The following is a 16,765-nucleotide window of genomic DNA, read 5'->3' as shown; positions in this document are numbered from 1 at the left end:
TCACGCGCTCGGAGTGCCCGAGAGTTGTTGAATGTTCTCGCCGTTGCCGGTGCTAAAACGCAGGGTGATTTCTCCCGGTTTCGCCTCGGGCAGCGCGAAGAGATAGGTAGCCGTGGCGTTGCCTCCGGCCGCGAGTTTGGGCTCGAACGAGTCAGCGCGTGGGTCGGTGAGCGGAGTCAGCGGCGTGAGCTCGACACCGGCAAAGGCAAGGAGCTCGGTGTGGCTGAGGTCCAGTGCCTTCGTGCCACGGTTTTCCACCGTCACGGTGATCAGAACCGCTGGCCCGGCGACCTGCCCGATCCCTTCGGCCTCGGCCTTGGTCAGGGACAGTTCCTTGATCTTCATGTTGGCTGCGGTACCCACCGCGACCGTGGCTTCAAGAGGTACCGCCTTGGCGACTTCGGGTTGCTTGCGCGCCTGATCGGCGTCTTTGGCGACTTTCAGTCCGCCGCGGGCTTTCAGATCCTGTGGCTTATTTTCGGGCGCGGTGCTCGGTTTCGGCTCCGCGCTCGGTGTTGTTTCGCTTGCTTTGTCGGCAGTGTCTGGCTCCGCGGCGTTGGTTGCTCCATCTTTCTTACCGTGCAGTTGCGTGCTGGTGCCATCGCTGTCCTTCGTTGCTGCCGCCTTGGGCATTTCGGAGGTTGCCGGGGCGCGCACATCTGGCACCTCTTGGATGTTGGCACCCGGGGGCATAGCCGCACGTGGCGGTCCAGCGGAAGCCGCGCATCCGGCCAGCAGCAAAGTGGTTGCGGCTAATGCTGTCCAGCGAAGAGTAGGCGCCGAGGCTTCGGCGAGAGTTAGGTGTTTCATGTGGTGCCCCCGCAGTGATAGTGCTCTAGGCCCGGTGAAAACTTTCCCGGGGTTGACTCAGCGCGTTCAGGGCCACGCGCAGTTGAGTACTTGAGGTGTGCATGGTGTAAGGGAAGTATTCAACCCTGACTCCGACGGTGGCGAAACGCCGTTCGAGTTCGCGTCCCTTGCTGGTGCCCTTCCAGTCATCTCCCTTGAAGAACACGTGATACCCAAGATCCCGCCAGGCCTGAAGCCGGTCGGAACTGGTTTCGATGTACACCTGATCCACGAGCGAAATGTGCTCCACGATCTCGGCACGTTCCAGGGTGGGGATCACCGGCCGAGCGCCCTTGGCGGCCTCGACCATCTCGTCACTGACCACGCCGGCCACGAGAAAATCGCAGCGGGCCTTGGCCTGCCGCAAGATGTTCAGGTGACCGATGTGGAAGAGGTCGAAAGCCCCTGCCGCGTAGCCAATGATCATGAGTTACTCCCCTGCCCTGTGCTCGTGTTGCCGATGTGTACCAACCTGCCCAGCAAACGGACTTAGGTCGGCCCGTGGTGGGCAATGGGCACGTCTTGGGCGCTCGGTCGAGCCATGAAGTGACGCCGCGAGCGTACGAGATCTTGGCAGAGCGCCTCATAACCGGCGGCGACCTGATCCCAGTCATAGGCTTCGGCCCGCTGGAGCGAGAGTTCTGCCCGATGCGCGACCTGTTCCGGCCGAGCTTCGGCGGCCTCGAATAGCGTGGCCGCCTGCGCCGGGGTGGAGAAATAGGCGCCAGCAGCTCCGAGGACTTCGCGGTTGAAATTCACGTCAAAGGCATTGACCGCGGTCCCGGCCCCAATGGCGCGCAGCAATGATGGGTTAGTGCCGCCCACCGAATGCCCGTGCCAATACACCAGCGCCTGCGCGTACAGCTGATCGAGTAGCTCTTGGTCCCAGACTCCGCCGAGGAAGCGGACATTTTCGGTGGCTGCCGCATGCACCGATTGCGTGTATTGCTCGGCGTAGGGAGCAGAGCCGACCACCACCAAGGGGTAGCGTGCCGCGGCCTTCGCATAACCTTGAACGATCAGGTGGACATGATTTTCCGGCTCAAAGCGTGCCACCAATAGGTGGTAGCCACCCGGTGCTATGCCCAACTCAGCTAGTTTCGCGTCTCCGGGTGCGTGAAGAACCGGGGCGCCGTAGGCGATCTGCCGTGTCGCAGCCTGATATCGCGTGGCGTAGTAGTCGGCGATCCCCCGGGCATCGGCGATCAGTTCACGCGATAGCCAGACGGCCAATCGTTCACACATCAGGTAGTAGCGCCGGCCCGTAGGACCCCATTTGGCTCGCCGGGATTCCAAGCCGTCCACGTGGGTGGCGACCGGAATACCTGCGGCGTTCAGTAGCGGCAGTAGCGGCGCATTGGCCGCGTTGAAAACGATCGCCGCATCCGGGCGATGACGAATAGCGTGGAGTATCGATAAGGCGCTGTGGCTCAGGGTTTCTAAGCTTCGTCGGCGTAGCGCGGGCAGATGCACCAATTGCATGCCCAGGTATTTGTCGGTTCGTTCATCGCGGGCGACGCCACGGCAGTACACGGTGACCCGATGGCCTTTGGCTACCAGGCGCCGCCCGACTTCTTCGATCGCCGTCTCGAATCCGCCATAGCGGGCGGGGACACCTCTGGTACCGATGAGCGCGATGCTCAACGGCGCGGCAGAGTCCGCACGCCTACGACGTTGCATGTTGTTTCCCCCAAAATAAAACAACTACGGCGAGTGTTCACCGCCGCGCCTGCACGACGTAAAACCGAGGGCATCCCCATGCCTCGGCCGTGCCAACGTGCAGGTCCGTCGGTGGTAGCCCTGACCCTAGGGCTCAACCCCCTGTGCGGCACGGGTAGCGCACTACTTAGTTTGCTCGTGAACTACTCGCTCGGCTCTCGTAGCGCTCCCCTGCTCCGGACCGCAAATCCGGGCCGTGACGCGCCCCGCGAGGCTAAGGTCACAGTTGCATAACGGTTACCGTCGTGGAAGCATGGGTGAGGTTGTGCGCGACACCGTCTCGACGGTGCCACTATCCATCCGGGATCCGTTGTGCTGGGGAGCACGGGACCGCCCATGAAGGACACAAACTTGTTGCATCCCCCTGTTGAACGTGGGGGCCGTTCCCGGCTCCCGCGCGCCCTGATGACCGTGGTCGTCACCGGCTCACTGCTCGCTTCGGCGTTACCTGCGGCCTCCGCCGCCACCTATTATGTGAGCGACTCAATGAACCGCACGGTCAGCGAAGGCTGGGGCTCCCCCGATTCCGGCCCCGCCTACGAGCTCAACCACCCCGAACGATTCGCTCTAGCCAATGGCGTGGGCTCGCTGGCCTTGTTCCCCGGCAAGAGTAGTGTCGCGACTCTCGACATCGATCAGCGCGACGTCGCGGCGGGTGTTGATCTCTCCTTTGATTCCTTGCCAACCAGCGGCTCGATCTACGCCTCGCTGGCGGCGCGTCAGGGTTCCAACGGCCGTTACGACGCCACCTTACGTCTGCTGGCCTCCGGCGAGCTGCGCCTCGAAGTCGCCCGGCACCTCAACGGAACCAAAACCGTTCTCGAGCACGTTCGCATCGCCGAATCTGTGCACCCCGGTGAGAGCTTCCACTTGGATTTCAATGTCTCCGGCGATAGCGAGACCGCGCTGAGCGCCCGGGCATACCGCGCCGGCAGCACTGCGCCAGACTGGCAGGTGCAGCACACGGACAGCGACTCCGCACTGAGTGCCGCCGGCGATGTGCGGCTCACCGGATACCTGTCCTCCTCGGCTAGCAAGAACTCCGGACTGCACGTGGATAATCTCCGGGCGAAGGAAGCCCCCAAGAATCTGCTCAGCGAGGAACCGGGCACCGCCGAACCGGCACCCGTGCCCGAACCCTCTCCGACTCCGGAACCAGAACCTTCGCCAACCCCATCCCCGGAACCCGTCGAAGAGGCACCGGCCCTTCCCGCCGGAGCCCTCTACGTGGCGCCCGGCGGCAGCGACAGCGCGAGCGGTTCGGCCGATGCACCGCTGCGCCAGCTGGCCACCGCCGTCGCCAAAGCAAGCTCGGGGCAAAGCATCGTGGTCCGCGGCGGAACCTACCACGAGTCGATAACGATCCCGAGCGGCAAGACCGTTCACCTGGTGAACTATCCCGGTGAAAAGGTGTGGCTCGATGGCGCCTCGACGCTGTCCGGGTTCACCGCCTCCGGCGGGGCCTGGGCCACCGGATGGGACCTAGATTTCGATCACTCGCCGACCTACACTCGCGGGGCCGAAGATAACCAGCAGGAAGCCTGGGGCTTCATCAACTCCGACTACCCGATGGCAGCGCACCCCGAGCAACTCTGGATCGATGGTGCACCCCAAACTCAGGTTGGATCACTCGATCAGGTGCGCGCCGGCACCTTCTACATCGACTTCTCGGCCAACAAGCTCTACGTAGGCTCAGACCCACACGGCAAAAAGATCGAAGCCAGCACCCTCGTAAAAGCCTTGAGCATCCGCGGAGCCAACTCCACGGTGGATGGTATCAATGTCCGCCGCTACGCCCCTTCGGTACCGGATATGGGCGCCATCACCGCCGAAAAGCCGGGTATCGCTCTTCGGAACCTGTCCGTCGAGGACTCGGCCACCACTGGCATCAACGTTTCGACGACCACTAACACCATCTCGAACGTCAATATTCGCCGGTCGGGCATGCTTGGGATGAACGCCGTCTACGCCGATGGGCTGAAGGTGCAGGACCTCAACTCGTCAGGAAATAACACCGAACGGTTCAACTCCTCGCCGGTTTCCGGCGGCCTGAAGATCACCCGCTCACGGGGTATCTCGGTTAAAGATTCGGTCTTCACCTCCAACCGTGGCCCGGGCTTGTGGATCGATGAGTCGGTCTACGATTCGAAGCTCGTCAATAACGACATGATCTCGAACTCCTCGCATGGCCTATCGCTGGAAATCTCTGCCAAGGCCGTGGTCGCGAACAACCGCATCGTTGGCAACGGCGGTAACGGATTCAAGCTCAACGACAGTAGCGATGTGCGGATTTGGAACAACACAATTAGCGGCTCAAACCGTCCGCTGAATATCGTGCAGGATAACCGGCGGGGCGACAATGCCTCCGATCCGGGACATGATCCACGCCAGAGCTTCCCGGACCCAACGATGACTTGGATCGTGAAGGACATTTCGGTGCATAACAACGTGCTATCCAACACCGGCGGCGGGAACGCAATCTTGGCCGTAGAGGATTACTCGCATGAGTTCAGCGCCGCAGAGATGGAGATCTCCACTGACCACAACACCTACCACCGCCTCAGCTCGGGGACTCCGCGCTGGTCGACGGTGTGGTCCGCCGGAGCCGGTGATCCGCAGGTCTACACGAACTTGGCGGCATTCCAGTCGGCACATCGACAAGAGTCCGGATCAGCCGAGGTGACCGCCTCCAGCGTGCTGGATGCCGAACATAACCTCACTTCTGCCATCGCGGAACGCAACGGATCAGCTCTTGGCTTGCCATCCGATCTGGCAACGCTGACCGGCCTGAGCGCCGACAGCAAGCAGATGGGCGCCTACCGGCGCTAAGTCCTCCCACTACAACTGCGGGTCCTGCCATCACTTAGATGGCAGGACCCGCTTCTTTTCAAAGTTCTAGACAGTCGGTGCGTTACCCGAATGTCGCCCTATTATCAGCAGCTCCCTGACGCCACACCAACACGGCCACAAGGAGCACCAAAATCACTGTGCTCAAAGTGAAGGGTACCGGCAAGAGCGGGTCGATGAGCACCAGTAAGCCACCGATAGGAACGACAGCATTCACGACCGCGTCTCCCTGGCGCCGGATGGCTAGGGCCCACACGCCCAGCACAAACACCGCGATGGGGATCGTAAACGCAAACGAAGCCAAGGGCGCCGAGAGGCTACTGTGATGCGTGATGACATCGATTTCAACTTCAATACCCGCCGAGAGTGCCCCGGCGGCTGCGAAGATGAAGTAATGCCCGTACCCATACGCGATGGAACCGCGTAGCCCCTGAATCGCGTGGTGATGCGGCGGCCAGAAATAAACCCACCACAATCCGGCGGTCGCAATCAAGGTCAACACCGCCAGTGCGATCAGCGGGCCAACCGCTTCACCTTCATGCAACGCCTCGATGATCGCATTCGAGGCCGCCAGGAGGCTTTCGCCCAACAAGATGAGCGCGAACAGTCCATAGCGTTCGGTGATGTGGTGCGGATGCCATGGTGTCGTGGCCATCCGCTCGGCAATCACCGGGACCGAAATTTCGGCAAGAATCAACACGATAACAACTACGGCAAAGAATTCCTTGGGCACCAGAAGCGACAGTAGCCACAGCACCTGCACGAGGCTAATGCCCACGGCATAGGCTAGGGCTGTTCGTCGGGTGCGCTGCGTACCGTGCGAGGCCCGCAACCACTGGGCGACCATCGCGATTCGCATCACCACATAGGCGTAGATCACCAGCGAAAGGTCTTGAGATTCAAAGGCTGGGCCGATTCCAGCGGCTAGAACCAGGACCCCACCCATCTGCACGATGGTCAGCACACGATACAACCAGTCATCGGTGTCGAATGAGGTGGCGAACCATGTGAAGTTCATCCAGGCCCACCAGATGGCGAAGAACACCATGAGGTAGCTGAAGATCCCGCTGAACACATGTCCATCGGACAGTGCATGGTGCAGCTGGGCTGCGGCTGTACCTACGGCAATGACGAAAACGAGGTCGAAAAATAGTTCCAGAGGCGAGGCCGACCTGGCAGGCTCGTGCGGATCCCGCGAACGCATCGGCGTCAGCCGCATTCGAGACAATGACGTCATGAGATGAGTACTTTCTTTGAGGGCAAGGCAATGATGTTGAGCCGGGCGGAAAACGTAGTGTTCTACCCCGCTTGGGCCTACCCTACCCAAACAGTTGCATCGTCCGTGACGGGCATCGCCCGTCTGCGGCAGGTTCGTCACTGGGTGGCAACGTCACCGTCGCTACGTACTACTCGGGCATGTGTTCGCGCGGGACGATGGCAACCCACGCCCACTCGATATCCTCGGGTGTTTCCAGCTTGATCGATACGGTGGCGCCTGCAGGAATAAACCGAGCGGCACCGCTGGTCCAGGTTTCTTGGGACATCTGGGCACCGCAGTAGATCTGGCTGAATTCTGGCTCAACCTTTCCGTTCACCGTGACCCGCGTCCGGACGGCGGTCCATTCGGTCGTTGTGCCGCATTGACCCACATATACGTAGTCGCGGTCTTCGGCCGTACCGGCTAGTACCTCTTTTACCTTGGTCCCGTCGTATTCGGTGCGTGCGATCTCTCCTTCCCACGCATCGGGTGGAGAAAATTCCGTACCGTTTTCTGCCTTGGAGTCCGTTGGGCTTGGAGTCGAGGAGGCCTGTTCGGTGGGCTTGGAATTTTCAGGCGCGATCGAGCCTTCTGGTTGGGTGGATGGGCCACACGCGGCGAGGGTGAGAATCATGGCCGCGCTAGCACAACTGACATAAAGGACGTGTGATGATTTAGCCTTCATGCCCGGCACTCTACCCACTGCCCCCAATATAAAAAAGGATGAGGAAAACGCTAAACTAACCACGGCCGCGAGGGGTACAAACGATCGACCCGTATCTAAGACTTGGGTTAGTTAGGACGTTCTTCTACAGGCTGTGCATCTTGCACAAGATCATGCCAGCTCCCCCTGTACCCCCGAGTTGATTCAATCCGCATGAAGTGAGTACATATGACAGCCAATAAACTCATCGGGCACCAGGAGTTCATCTCCAATAATGGCTCTGAACTCACGCTCGCCGATCTATGGCCGGATTCCTCGATCCGCGCGGCCATCGTCGGGTTGAATCCGGCACCGCACAGTGTCAATGTTGGGCATTACTATCAAGGCCGGGCAGGTCACCGGCAGCTACTCCGCATTGCCAAAGCGGGGCTCTTCGACCCCTCAAGCGCTGCATTCTTAGACGATGCAGCTGTAGCCGCAGGCGTCGCTTTCACCGACATTGTCAAAACTCCGACTCCCGGTGAAAAGCAGGTCACCATGAAGCAAATCCAGGCGGGTTTGCCCATCCTTGAGGAGGCGCTGGCATCACGACGTGTGCCACTGATTATTTGTGTATTCCGGCAACCCGCCCACGCCTTATTGAATATCAATAGGTCATCCCCCGGTCTGCTTACTCAGCGGACCCGTTGGGGCGCGCGTGTCTTTCGCATGCCGGGCCCCTATGTCAAGTTGAGCGATGCCGCCAGGGCTATGGAACAACTCAAGGACGCGCTCTCGTAGTCGGCGCACTGATGCCGTAGGTTGGTCTCTTAGCGGTTCCCAGTAGGGGCTCATGCTCCCAGTCCGGTCCGTACTCGCGGCTCGGCCGTTCCAAGCAGAGCGACAGCGCGAAGAACACCAGGAACATCACGCCCGCGTCGATCAGCCCGTTCTCCATAAGGCTGCGCACCAGAATAAAGGCCAGCAACGGCAGGTAGAGCGAGCGGACCTTGCGGTGACGCAGGGCAGCCCAAAGACAGCCGAGCACCCACAATAGTGCCAGCACGGCACCGAACACTCCGGCCTGCGCTAAGAGTGAGATCCAGGAGGAGTCGAATACCTGCTCTTCCCAGTATTGGCCGGTCACCGGAATGGTTTTCATACTGAGGCCTTGTCCCACCCAGCGTTGCCAACTATCAAGGGGCAGCTGCAGGACGGCGGACCAGCTGATGGTTCGTGAGTTGAAGGTCAACAGCTCGGCGCTATCGGATCGTTCCAGCACCGCGCGCACCGCTGGCGTGTAGAACATGACATAAAACAGGACGGGTATTGCGATCAAGGTCGCCACGAGGGTCTGTACCGGCAGCGTCCGCATCAACAGCACCATGAGTACCGCGGCACAAGCCGCACCGATCAGTGCGGTGCGCGACTCGCTGAGGATTAGAATGCCAACTAAAAGCAGCAATCCCCCGCTGTGCCACCAGTGGACGCGAGCACGTAGCGTTTCATGCAGTAGCATCAGTGCGGGCAAACCGGCGAGCAAGGCAATCTCATTCGGACTAAGCGGCGGGATTCCACCCGAAAGTCTTCCTTGGCCGCCAATAACGAGCCCGGAGACGGCACTGATTCCGCCGACAACTGCCAGTGCCACCGCCAAAGCCCACAGCAGTCGTTGCGGGGCATAGCAACGCGCCAGGAACATCACGGTCAGAGCCATCAGCAGTACGCGGACTGCTAGCACCAATGACGCAGTGAGGTTTCCTTCGGCGAGGGCGCCGACGACGCTGAGCGCCAGAATGGGCAACAAGAATCCCAGCGAACGGACACCCAGCGGAAAATGGGTGCGGCAGTTCAGGCACAGTAAAGCCGCCCAACCTAACGCGCCGAATTGCAGTAGGGCCTTGAGGACCACCACTGGGTCGGCTCCCCCGGTATAGAACACGCCCTGCCGCCAAGCCACCACCGAACTCACCGTCATTAACCAAATGAGAATCAGATGCAGCTCGCTTGGGCCAGCCACCCGCCGGGGTTCTTTGATGCCGGCGCGAGGCCACTGGGCCGTGATCGTGCCACGCATTGCTCAGCCCTGCCGTGGCCGGATCCGGCGGCGCGGATGACGAAGCATCACCAGCCCGGTAGCGCCGCTGCGCACCGCAGCCAGATCTTCAAGAGTTCGTCGTAGGGAGCGGGCTGTGGACTTCTTCTGCCGAGTAGTTAGCAATACTCCATCACAGTGTGCTGCCACCACGGCGCCGTCGATGGGTTGGGCCCCCATGGCCGCAAGGATCACCACGACATCGTAGCTACGTTCCAGTTCCTCGATCAGCGGAGAAATCCTTCGGAAGACGTCATACCGCCGAAGCCCTGCGGCAGGCTCGCCGGCGGCGAGATACCCCATGGGCACATGAATCATCTCGATCAGCGCCTCGGTGAGTGTGGCTTGGCCGGCCAACACCTGGCAGAGTCCGGGGTGTTCGGCCACTTCGCCGGGTTCGATGGCCCCCTCCCGGCTCTGAATGACCACGGCCTTACGTCCCATGCTGGCTAGCGTTTGCCCTAGTTCCACGGCGTCGACGGTCGGGGCCTTCGGGTCACTGAGCACCAATAAGCGTTGCGGCAGGTCTCCATCATTGGCCAGCAAGAGACCGGAGAGTAGTTGCCGATACCCGTTATCGCGCCGTCCGCGTTCCCGGCGATCGTCGCTCCCGCGTACGATCCCCAGCACCGGCAACCCGGTGACGCGTTCGGCGTCGGCCGGGCGCAAAATCCGCGGGTCCACCTTGTCAACGAACAACGCTAGAACCAGGCCCAAGCTAAGCCCGGAGACTAGCCCCAGCGCCAAGTTCACCGTTTTGCGTGGCGAGACCGGATCATCGGGCGCGCTCGCCGGCACCGAAATTTCCGCGGTTACCAGTAGCGATTTCGGATCCGAATTCTCAAGTTCGCCGATCCGCGCGGCGAGCAAGGGCGCCGCCGCATTGGCAAGATCGGCGGCTTGCTGCGCCTGCGGCGCGCTGGCAGTGATCACGATCAGCACCGTGTCCTCCGGGTTCGTGGCGCTGAGCGCTCGGCGCAGCTCGTTGACGCTCACATCTGCGTCAACGCGGCGCGCCACGGCGGCCAAGAGCGTCGGGTCCCCGATCAACTGAGGATAGGAATCGGCCCGTTGCAGGGCGTACTGTCCGCGCGCGAAAGCCGAATCCCCTGCCGATTGCACGTTGATGAAGATGGTCGCCTTGGCCACATAGCTAGGCGTCATACTCAAGGTGATGCCGACACTGGCCGCGACCCCCAACACAATCGCGAAGAGGATCCACCACTTACGGGTCCGTAGAACGCGCAAGTAATCCTTGATATCCATGCCCATCGCCTCCTGACTCTGGGGCGGACGTACCGGTATCGGTGGCAGTGGGTCTCCGGGAGACAGGAATACCTGATCTTCGCGATAGTCCAATGACTTAGCCATAGCGGCGCACCTCCCGATACCACTTGGCAAGGGCCAACACGACGAAACCGCCGTTAGCGAGCAACAACAGCGTGTACCCGGTCACGAACCCGGCAGGCCACGCTAGGAGCACGAAGAGCAGACACATCAGCCCGAAGTCGGTCGGTAGCACCGCTAAGGAATATGCCAATGAGGAGGTGCCCTGCCCGCTCATGAAGTGCTCAGTCATGCCCCGGTTGAGCCGGCGCAGCTGGTCGGTGAGGATCATGGCAAAAAACTGCACGCTGGCCACCGCCTGGAACGCCAAGGGTACGAGCAACCACCGAACATCCAGGTCGTAGAAGCGGTACCAACAGATCAATACCGCGGCGTGCAGCACCGCCGTCTTGATCGCGTCGACGATGTGATCAAGCCATTCGCCGACCGCCGACCCCGAATTTTGCAAGCGAGCCAGTTGCCCGTCGGCCGAATCCAGCGCGTAGCCGGCCACCAGTAGCGCGGCAACGAACCCGGCTACCGGCCAGCTCGGCGCGAAGGCGGCAATCAAGAAAATGCCGCCGAACGTGCAGACGGCGCTGAGCCCGGTCACCTGGTTCGGGTTCAGCCCCCACCGGTAAGCCATTGCAGCCAAGCGCCGTCCTAACGGCCGGTTGATGTAGCGCGAATAGGCCGGTGCCCCCTTCGCGGTCTTTTGTCGCTGGCGCAGTTCATGCACCGCCCAGCGGTATCCTCCCGCATGTTGCATCATCACAGCCCCCCTGCTCGATGAATTTTTCGTGCCCGACGCTCAGGTTCTGGCCCGGCGTCCCGAAAGTAGCTCCCGGATCCGGGAGTGAAAGTGTTCGGGTGTATATTTCTGGAGATACTCCTGCCGGGCGCGTGTGCCCATCTGACGAAGTTGCTCGGTGGTGGTCTCGGCCAACAGGTCGGCGAGCGCCTGACTGTCGCCGGGCGGAAAGATCAATCCGGTCACCCCGTGGCGTACGATCTCGGCTGGTCCCCCACAGTCCGAGACGATTGCCGGGGTACCGTGGCGGAAGGCCTCGATGGCCACGAGCCCAAAGCCCTCGATGCTGTCGGTGGGCAGGATGACTCCATCTGCGGCGGCGATCCACCGTTCCGGGTCGGGCACCTCTCCAATGACCTGCACGGTCTGCGGTTGCTGAACGAACTGATCGACAAGCTGGGGAACCGACACCTGGGCCCCACTGGGCGGCGGTCCGCCGAGAACAAAAAGCGTGCCCGGACAACCGGCCTGTTGCCAGGCGCGCAATAGTGTGCGGTGCCCCTTGTGTCCGTTCCAGCGGCTGGCCACGACATAGTGCGGAGCTGGGCTGTGCACCATCTGAGCGGGGACCGTCTGGTTCTCGGTTGGGTGCGGCACGGCATTGGGCACAACTTGTATGGCAATCGGCGATAGTTCGCTGAAATGTGCTACGGTCTCTGAGATCGCGATCCGCTGGTCCGCTAATCTTGCCAACGCACGCAATACCGGTGCCTCCCGCGAGGTCCATGGCTCTTGGATGTGCAGGGTGATCCGCCGGATCCGTGCCATGCGGGCTATCGGTGCCAACAGCAAGCAGGCCGAGGTCATCAAATACAGCCGCTGCGGTGCGGCTTGACGCAGCCGCCACCACGTCGGGACGGTCAGTCGCAGAAAACGCAGGACACCGGCCGGATTCAGCCAGGCGCGTCGCAAAATCGGGAGCTCGACATGGCGCACCGCCACACCGCGGCGCACGAGTTCTTTGAAGAGTAACTGCCGGCCATCTTGATGATCCACTGGAAGCCAGACCTCCACCTTCCAGAGGCCGCCCAAGGCCTGCACCACCTCAAGGAGCATCCGATCGCTGCCATACAGCTCGTCCGAAGAATGCACGATGAGCAGGCTTCCGTTCCTTACGCTCATGGCCGGTCACCGGCCATCGCTGGGCTCGTGTCTTCGGCGCGCACCAAGGGCACTAAGACAAAGCCGCGGATGCTCAACCCACCGGCTAGCGCCCCAATTGCGGCCGCCCACGGCACCAAAGTCACCTCGCGCAATACGAACGCGGCCACGGCCACCAGTACGAGGCAAAGTGCGCTGTCGAGCGCACGAATCGTGAAGACTGCGCGGGCGCGTTGCCGTACCGCCGCTAGGAGCCCGTACGGGGTGGCCACTGCCACCGCCATGGCATAACCGAGCCACCCGAGAACGGTCAGCGCTACCGGTTGCCGTCCGGTAATCAATTCTCCAGCCACCGGTAGTAGAACCATCCCCAGTACTCCGCACGCCAAGGCGGCGAGCAGCAGGTAGCGTACCGCCCGATCGGTGAAGGCCAACGCCGTTGCTAACGACTGCTCCTGGCGGACGGCCAGGCTGGCGAAGAGATAGGAGCAGACACCGCTGACCAGAAGCATGGCCGGTGCCGCGTAAATTCGTGCGGCTTCCAAGGCACCGGCGGCCGCCAACGTGAGCGCGCCGGTAACGAGTAGTCGTGCCCCGGTGAGTTGTCCGGGACGCAATGCTTGGAGCGCCGCCCGCCAGATCCCGTAGCGCGCCACCGGCCCCCAAGCGATCGGCCGATGCACCCCGCGCCGCTCGCTGCGCGGTAACAGGTACCACCCAAAGAGCATGCCGGCAAGCTGCCCCACCGTGACGGCGCCCAGTACGAAGATCAGCCCGCGGTAGCCCACGGTAAGGAACCCTAGGGCCACCACTACCGTGACCGCGAGGACCAACAGATCCATCCAAATGATTCGATGGAAGGCAAGAACGGCCATCAAATTGCGTCGGATGAGATCCTCGGCAATGTACGCGGCGGCCGCTGCGGCAAAGACGAGCGCACCACTGACGCTCAGCACCCCACTAAGCCAGCCGGTGATGAACGCCGCTACGGCGATTGCGGTGGCCAGCACCGCAAACCACGCTGCCAAGCCGGCGCGAATCTCGGCCGCATGTCGATCGAGCACGAGCAGCGAATCACCCACAAAACCGCTGGTGATCCCGGCGGCCAGAATGAGTGCACCGTACAGGATCGAGAACAGTCCCAACGCTTCGATCCCCAGAGTATGTGCCGCCAGCAACGCCACCGCGAATCCGGCCGCCGATTGCGTGGCTTGAGCTCCGGCGGCCGAACTGACCGCGGCCAGGCCTCGGCTCAGTCGGCCGGTGCCGGAGGTGAAGGAGCCGACGACAGCTGGGGGGCTAGCCGTACTGGTGCGCGACTGGCTTGCCGCCGGCTCCGTCTGTGGGACCCGATCCACACCGGCGCCTGCTGGCGAACCGGCCAAGCCGATGGACCGGGAGGACGCACGGCGCGCGGCGGGTCGGCTTCGAGTCGGTTGACTCGATGTGCTGCGACGCCCATGGCGCGACCATGTGTGCGACATATTCGACTGCCCCCAATGAATATCGCGTTCCCACCTCGCACGTTAAGCCGTTGGTTGAAGGCGGGCACCAGTAGCGGCTACTCAATGGGTCAAGGAATTACCTAGATCGGCAAAGGTCGGGACACCCGAGATGACACAGCGAGTTACCCGGCAGATGGTTGCCGGGTAACTCGCTGGTCAGACGCTTCCCGCGTCTAAGGTTTGACGCCCAGGTACCGGGCCAAGGCACGTTGCTGATCCCACGGGTGATACCCCGTGGCCCGCAGCTTGGTGGTATCCAGCACGCTCATCGCTGGTCGCGGCGCGAAGCTCGCCCGTGATTTGCCGTATTCGCTGGTGCTCGTGGCACCCACACGCCTTGGATCCTTACCACAGTATTCGAAGACCCGGCGGGCCAGCTGATACCAACTTTGTGGGGCCCCGGAACACTGGAAGTTGTAAATCCCGTAGGCGGCACGGTGATCGATCAGATGCAATAGCCCGGCGGCGAGATCCTCGGCGAATGTTAACCGTCCGATCTGATCATCGACCACCACGGGATCGATGTCGCTGTGGGCCAGCCGCTTCATGGTTTCCACGAAGTTCATCCCCTCGCCGATGACCCAACTGGTACGCACCAGATAGAAGCGTTCCAGTGTGCGTACCGCCGCCTCGCCGGCTGCCTTGGACTGCCCGTACACGCCCAGCGGCGCCGGCTGGTCCTCCTCGGTGGCCACGGCACGGCTCCCGTCAAAGACGTAATCCGTGGAGATATGCACCAAGGTGGTACCAAAGCGGGCACACCGCGCCACCAACCGAGATACCGCCTGGGCGTTGACTGTCCACGCTTCACGGCGTCCCGAGGGCAGTTCGGCCAGATCCACCTTGGTGTAGGCCGTCGCGTTGATGACCGCCCCATACGAGCTCAGGTCCAGCGCGTCGATCTGTGCCGGGTCGGAGACGTCCAGCGCCTCGCGATCCATCACCTGAAGCCGAGGGTCCATGCCGCTTCGGGAGGCCAAGGCGCGACCCAGCTGTCCGCCGGCGCCCAACACCAGGATGGGTAGCGCATGCACCGGACGCGCCCGCTTCAGTGAGGGATGTTCCCGGTCTTCGGCGGAGATGACCGCCCGGTTCAATGGGATGGGCCATGGGACCCCCAACTGGTCATCGTCCAGATTCACATAGCTATACCCGTCACGGTCATCGGCGCGCCAATGCCGGGTGACTAGATAGCTGTATGTGGTTCCCGGTTCCAAGGTCTGGAAGGCATTGGCCACGCCGCGCGGCACGAACACGGCCCGTTCGGGACCGAGCTGTAGGGTGGCCAGCTGACCGAAGCCCGGGCCGGGTCGCAGATCCACCCACGCGGCAAAGACCTTGCCGGACGCCACGGTGATCAACTTGTCCCACGGTTCGGCATGAAATCCGCGCGTGGTGCCCACGGCGGTATTGAATGACAAGTTCTGCTGCACGGGCAGAAAGCCCGGCAATCCGGCCTCGGTCAGACGCTCGCGGTTCCATGCTTCCTTGAACCAGCCGCGGTCATCGCGGTGCACCGGCAGCTCGATGACCTTCACGCCATCCAGCTCCAAATCGCGTACCTGTAGGGACTGTACCGAACTCATGAGATCGCCTCCCGCAACGCATAGCGACGTTCGGTCTCCGCCTTCAACGGTTCCCACCATGCCCGGTGTTCCCGGTACCAGTCAATGGTCTGGTCCAAACCGCTGGCAAAGTCTTGATGAAGTGGTACCCAGCCCAGTTCTTCGCGAAGAAGCGAGGCGTCGAGCGCGTAGCGCAGGTCGTGTCCCGGGCGGTCGATCACTTGGTCAAAGTCGCTCGGATCGCTTCCCATATGCGCCAGGATTAGTTTCAATACCGACAAGTTATCGCGTTCACCGTCGGCCCCCACAAGGTAGGTCTTTCCAATCGTGCCGCGTTCGAGAATCAGCGCCACCGCACGGCAGTGATCCTCCACGTGAATCCAGTCGCGCACATTGTTGCCGTGCCCATAAAGTCGTGGGCGTTGACCGATTAGCACATTGGTGATTTGCCGAGGAATGAACTTTTCCACGTGTTGGAAGGGACCGTAGTTATTGGAGCAGTTCGAAATGGTCGCCCTGATCCCATAGGACCGTATCCATGCCCGCACCAACATATCGCTGGCGGCCTTGGTCGAGGAATACGGGCTGGAAGGATTATAGGCACTGTTCTCGGTGAAACGATCCGCGTCATCAAGTGCTAGGTCCCCGTACACTTCGTCGGTGGACACATGATGAAATCGCGCATCGTGACGCCGTACCGCCTCCAGCAGGGTGAAACTCCCAAGCACATTGGTCTGCACGAAGCGGCCCGGATCGAGTAAGGAATTATCGTTATGAGATTCTGCGGCGAAGTGCACCACCGCATCATGAGAGGAGACCAGTTCGTCGACAAGATTAGCGTCGGCGATATCCCCCACTACCAGCCGTACTCGTTGCTCATCTAATCCGTGCAGGGATCCCCTATTCCCCGCGTAGGTGAGCTTGTCCAGTACAGTGATCATCGCGTCGGAGTGCCCGAGCAGATGGCGCACAAAATTTGCCCCGATGAATCCGGCACCCCCAGTTACCAGGATTCTATTCATGGGCCAAGGGTAACGCTCATTGTC

The 16,765-nt window shown here is 61.7% G+C and carries 14 protein-coding genes; 2 read left to right on the top strand and 12 right to left on the bottom strand.

The features are described 5' to 3' along the window. From ACYU0X_RS07555 to ACYU0X_RS07545, 3 genes are all read right to left on the bottom strand, one after another. On the bottom strand, positions 1-810 hold the full coding sequence (locus tag ACYU0X_RS07555; RefSeq protein ID WP_461902623.1) for a hypothetical protein: 810 nt from the start codon (positions 808-810) through the stop codon (positions 1-3). Positions 811-835: 25 nt separating this feature from the next. Beyond that, on the bottom strand, positions 836-1,276 hold the full coding sequence (locus tag ACYU0X_RS07550; RefSeq protein ID WP_461902622.1) for an adenylyltransferase/cytidyltransferase family protein: 441 nt from the start codon (positions 1,274-1,276) through the stop codon (positions 836-838). Positions 1,277-1,338: 62 nt separating this feature from the next. Beyond that, positions 1,339-2,529 carry a DUF1972 domain-containing protein gene (locus ACYU0X_RS07545; RefSeq protein ID WP_461902621.1) on the bottom strand — a complete coding sequence of 397 codons (1,191 nt, stop codon included), beginning with the start codon at positions 2,527-2,529 and terminating at the stop codon, positions 1,339-1,341. 390 nt (positions 2,530-2,919) lie between these two features. Here ACYU0X_RS07545 and ACYU0X_RS07540 point away from each other — a divergent pair, with 390 nt between their 5' ends. After that, the gene (locus tag ACYU0X_RS07540; protein ID WP_461902620.1) at positions 2,920-5,397 is read left to right on the top strand and encodes a right-handed parallel beta-helix repeat-containing protein; all 2,478 of its coding nucleotides are present in this window, start codon (positions 2,920-2,922) and stop codon (positions 5,395-5,397) included. An 82-nt stretch (positions 5,398-5,479) separates the two neighbouring features. Here ACYU0X_RS07540 and ACYU0X_RS07535 read toward each other — a convergent pair whose 3' ends face one another. Beyond that, positions 5,480-6,652 carry a low temperature requirement protein A gene (locus ACYU0X_RS07535; RefSeq protein ID WP_418909094.1) on the bottom strand — a complete coding sequence of 391 codons (1,173 nt, stop codon included), beginning with the start codon at positions 6,650-6,652 and terminating at the stop codon, positions 5,480-5,482. A gap of 169 nt (positions 6,653-6,821) precedes the next feature. Then, the gene (locus ACYU0X_RS07530; protein ID WP_418909093.1) at positions 6,822-7,358 is read right to left on the bottom strand and encodes a hypothetical protein; all 537 of its coding nucleotides are present in this window, start codon (positions 7,356-7,358) and stop codon (positions 6,822-6,824) included. Positions 7,359-7,565: 207 nt separating this feature from the next. On the opposite strand from ACYU0X_RS07530, the gene ACYU0X_RS07525 reads away from it, so the two are divergent. Beyond that, positions 7,566-8,117 carry a uracil-DNA glycosylase family protein gene (locus tag ACYU0X_RS07525; protein WP_461902619.1) on the top strand — a complete coding sequence of 184 codons (552 nt, stop codon included), beginning with the start codon at positions 7,566-7,568 and terminating at the stop codon, positions 8,115-8,117. On the opposite strand, the gene ACYU0X_RS07520 is transcribed toward ACYU0X_RS07525, so the two are convergent. From ACYU0X_RS07520 to rfbB, 7 genes are all read right to left on the bottom strand, one after another. After that, on the bottom strand, positions 8,098-9,393 hold the full coding sequence (locus tag ACYU0X_RS07520; RefSeq protein ID WP_418909091.1) for an O-antigen ligase family protein: 1,296 nt from the start codon (positions 9,391-9,393) through the stop codon (positions 8,098-8,100). The genes ACYU0X_RS07525 and ACYU0X_RS07520 overlap by 20 nt on opposite strands. A 3-nt stretch (positions 9,394-9,396) precedes the next feature. Then, on the bottom strand, positions 9,397-10,782 hold the full coding sequence (locus ACYU0X_RS07515; protein ID WP_461902618.1) for a Wzz/FepE/Etk N-terminal domain-containing protein: 1,386 nt from the start codon (positions 10,780-10,782) through the stop codon (positions 9,397-9,399). Further along, on the bottom strand, positions 10,775-11,509 hold the full coding sequence (locus ACYU0X_RS07510) for a CDP-alcohol phosphatidyltransferase family protein (RefSeq protein WP_418909089.1): 735 nt from the start codon (positions 11,507-11,509) through the stop codon (positions 10,775-10,777). Before ACYU0X_RS07510 ends, ACYU0X_RS07515 begins: the two co-directional genes overlap by 8 nt. Positions 11,510-11,548: 39 nt before the next feature. Further along, positions 11,549-12,670, bottom strand: a complete 1,122-nt coding sequence (locus tag ACYU0X_RS07505; RefSeq protein WP_418909088.1) for a glycosyltransferase family 4 protein — start codon at positions 12,668-12,670, stop codon at positions 11,549-11,551. Further along, a complete protein-coding gene (locus ACYU0X_RS07500) occupies positions 12,667-14,007 on the bottom strand; it encodes a hypothetical protein (RefSeq protein ID WP_461902617.1) in 1,341 nt (446 codons plus the stop codon). Before ACYU0X_RS07500 ends, ACYU0X_RS07505 begins: the two co-directional genes overlap by 4 nt. 320 nt (positions 14,008-14,327) lie before the next feature. Continuing rightward, positions 14,328-15,740 (bottom strand): sugar nucleotide-binding protein, encoded by a 1,413-nt coding sequence (locus ACYU0X_RS07495; RefSeq protein WP_461902616.1) that lies wholly within the window; start codon positions 15,738-15,740, stop codon positions 14,328-14,330. Continuing rightward, positions 15,737-16,741: a dTDP-glucose 4,6-dehydratase gene (gene rfbB, locus ACYU0X_RS07490; RefSeq protein WP_461902615.1), complete on the bottom strand. Its 1,005-nt coding sequence runs from the start codon at positions 16,739-16,741 to the stop codon at positions 15,737-15,739. The genes ACYU0X_RS07495 and rfbB overlap by 4 nt, the downstream gene beginning before the upstream one ends. Between the last annotated feature and the right edge of the window lie 24 nt (positions 16,742-16,765).

The organism is Glutamicibacter sp. X7 (assembly GCF_054889245.1).
This window is presented reverse-complemented; position numbering and strand designations above follow the sequence as displayed.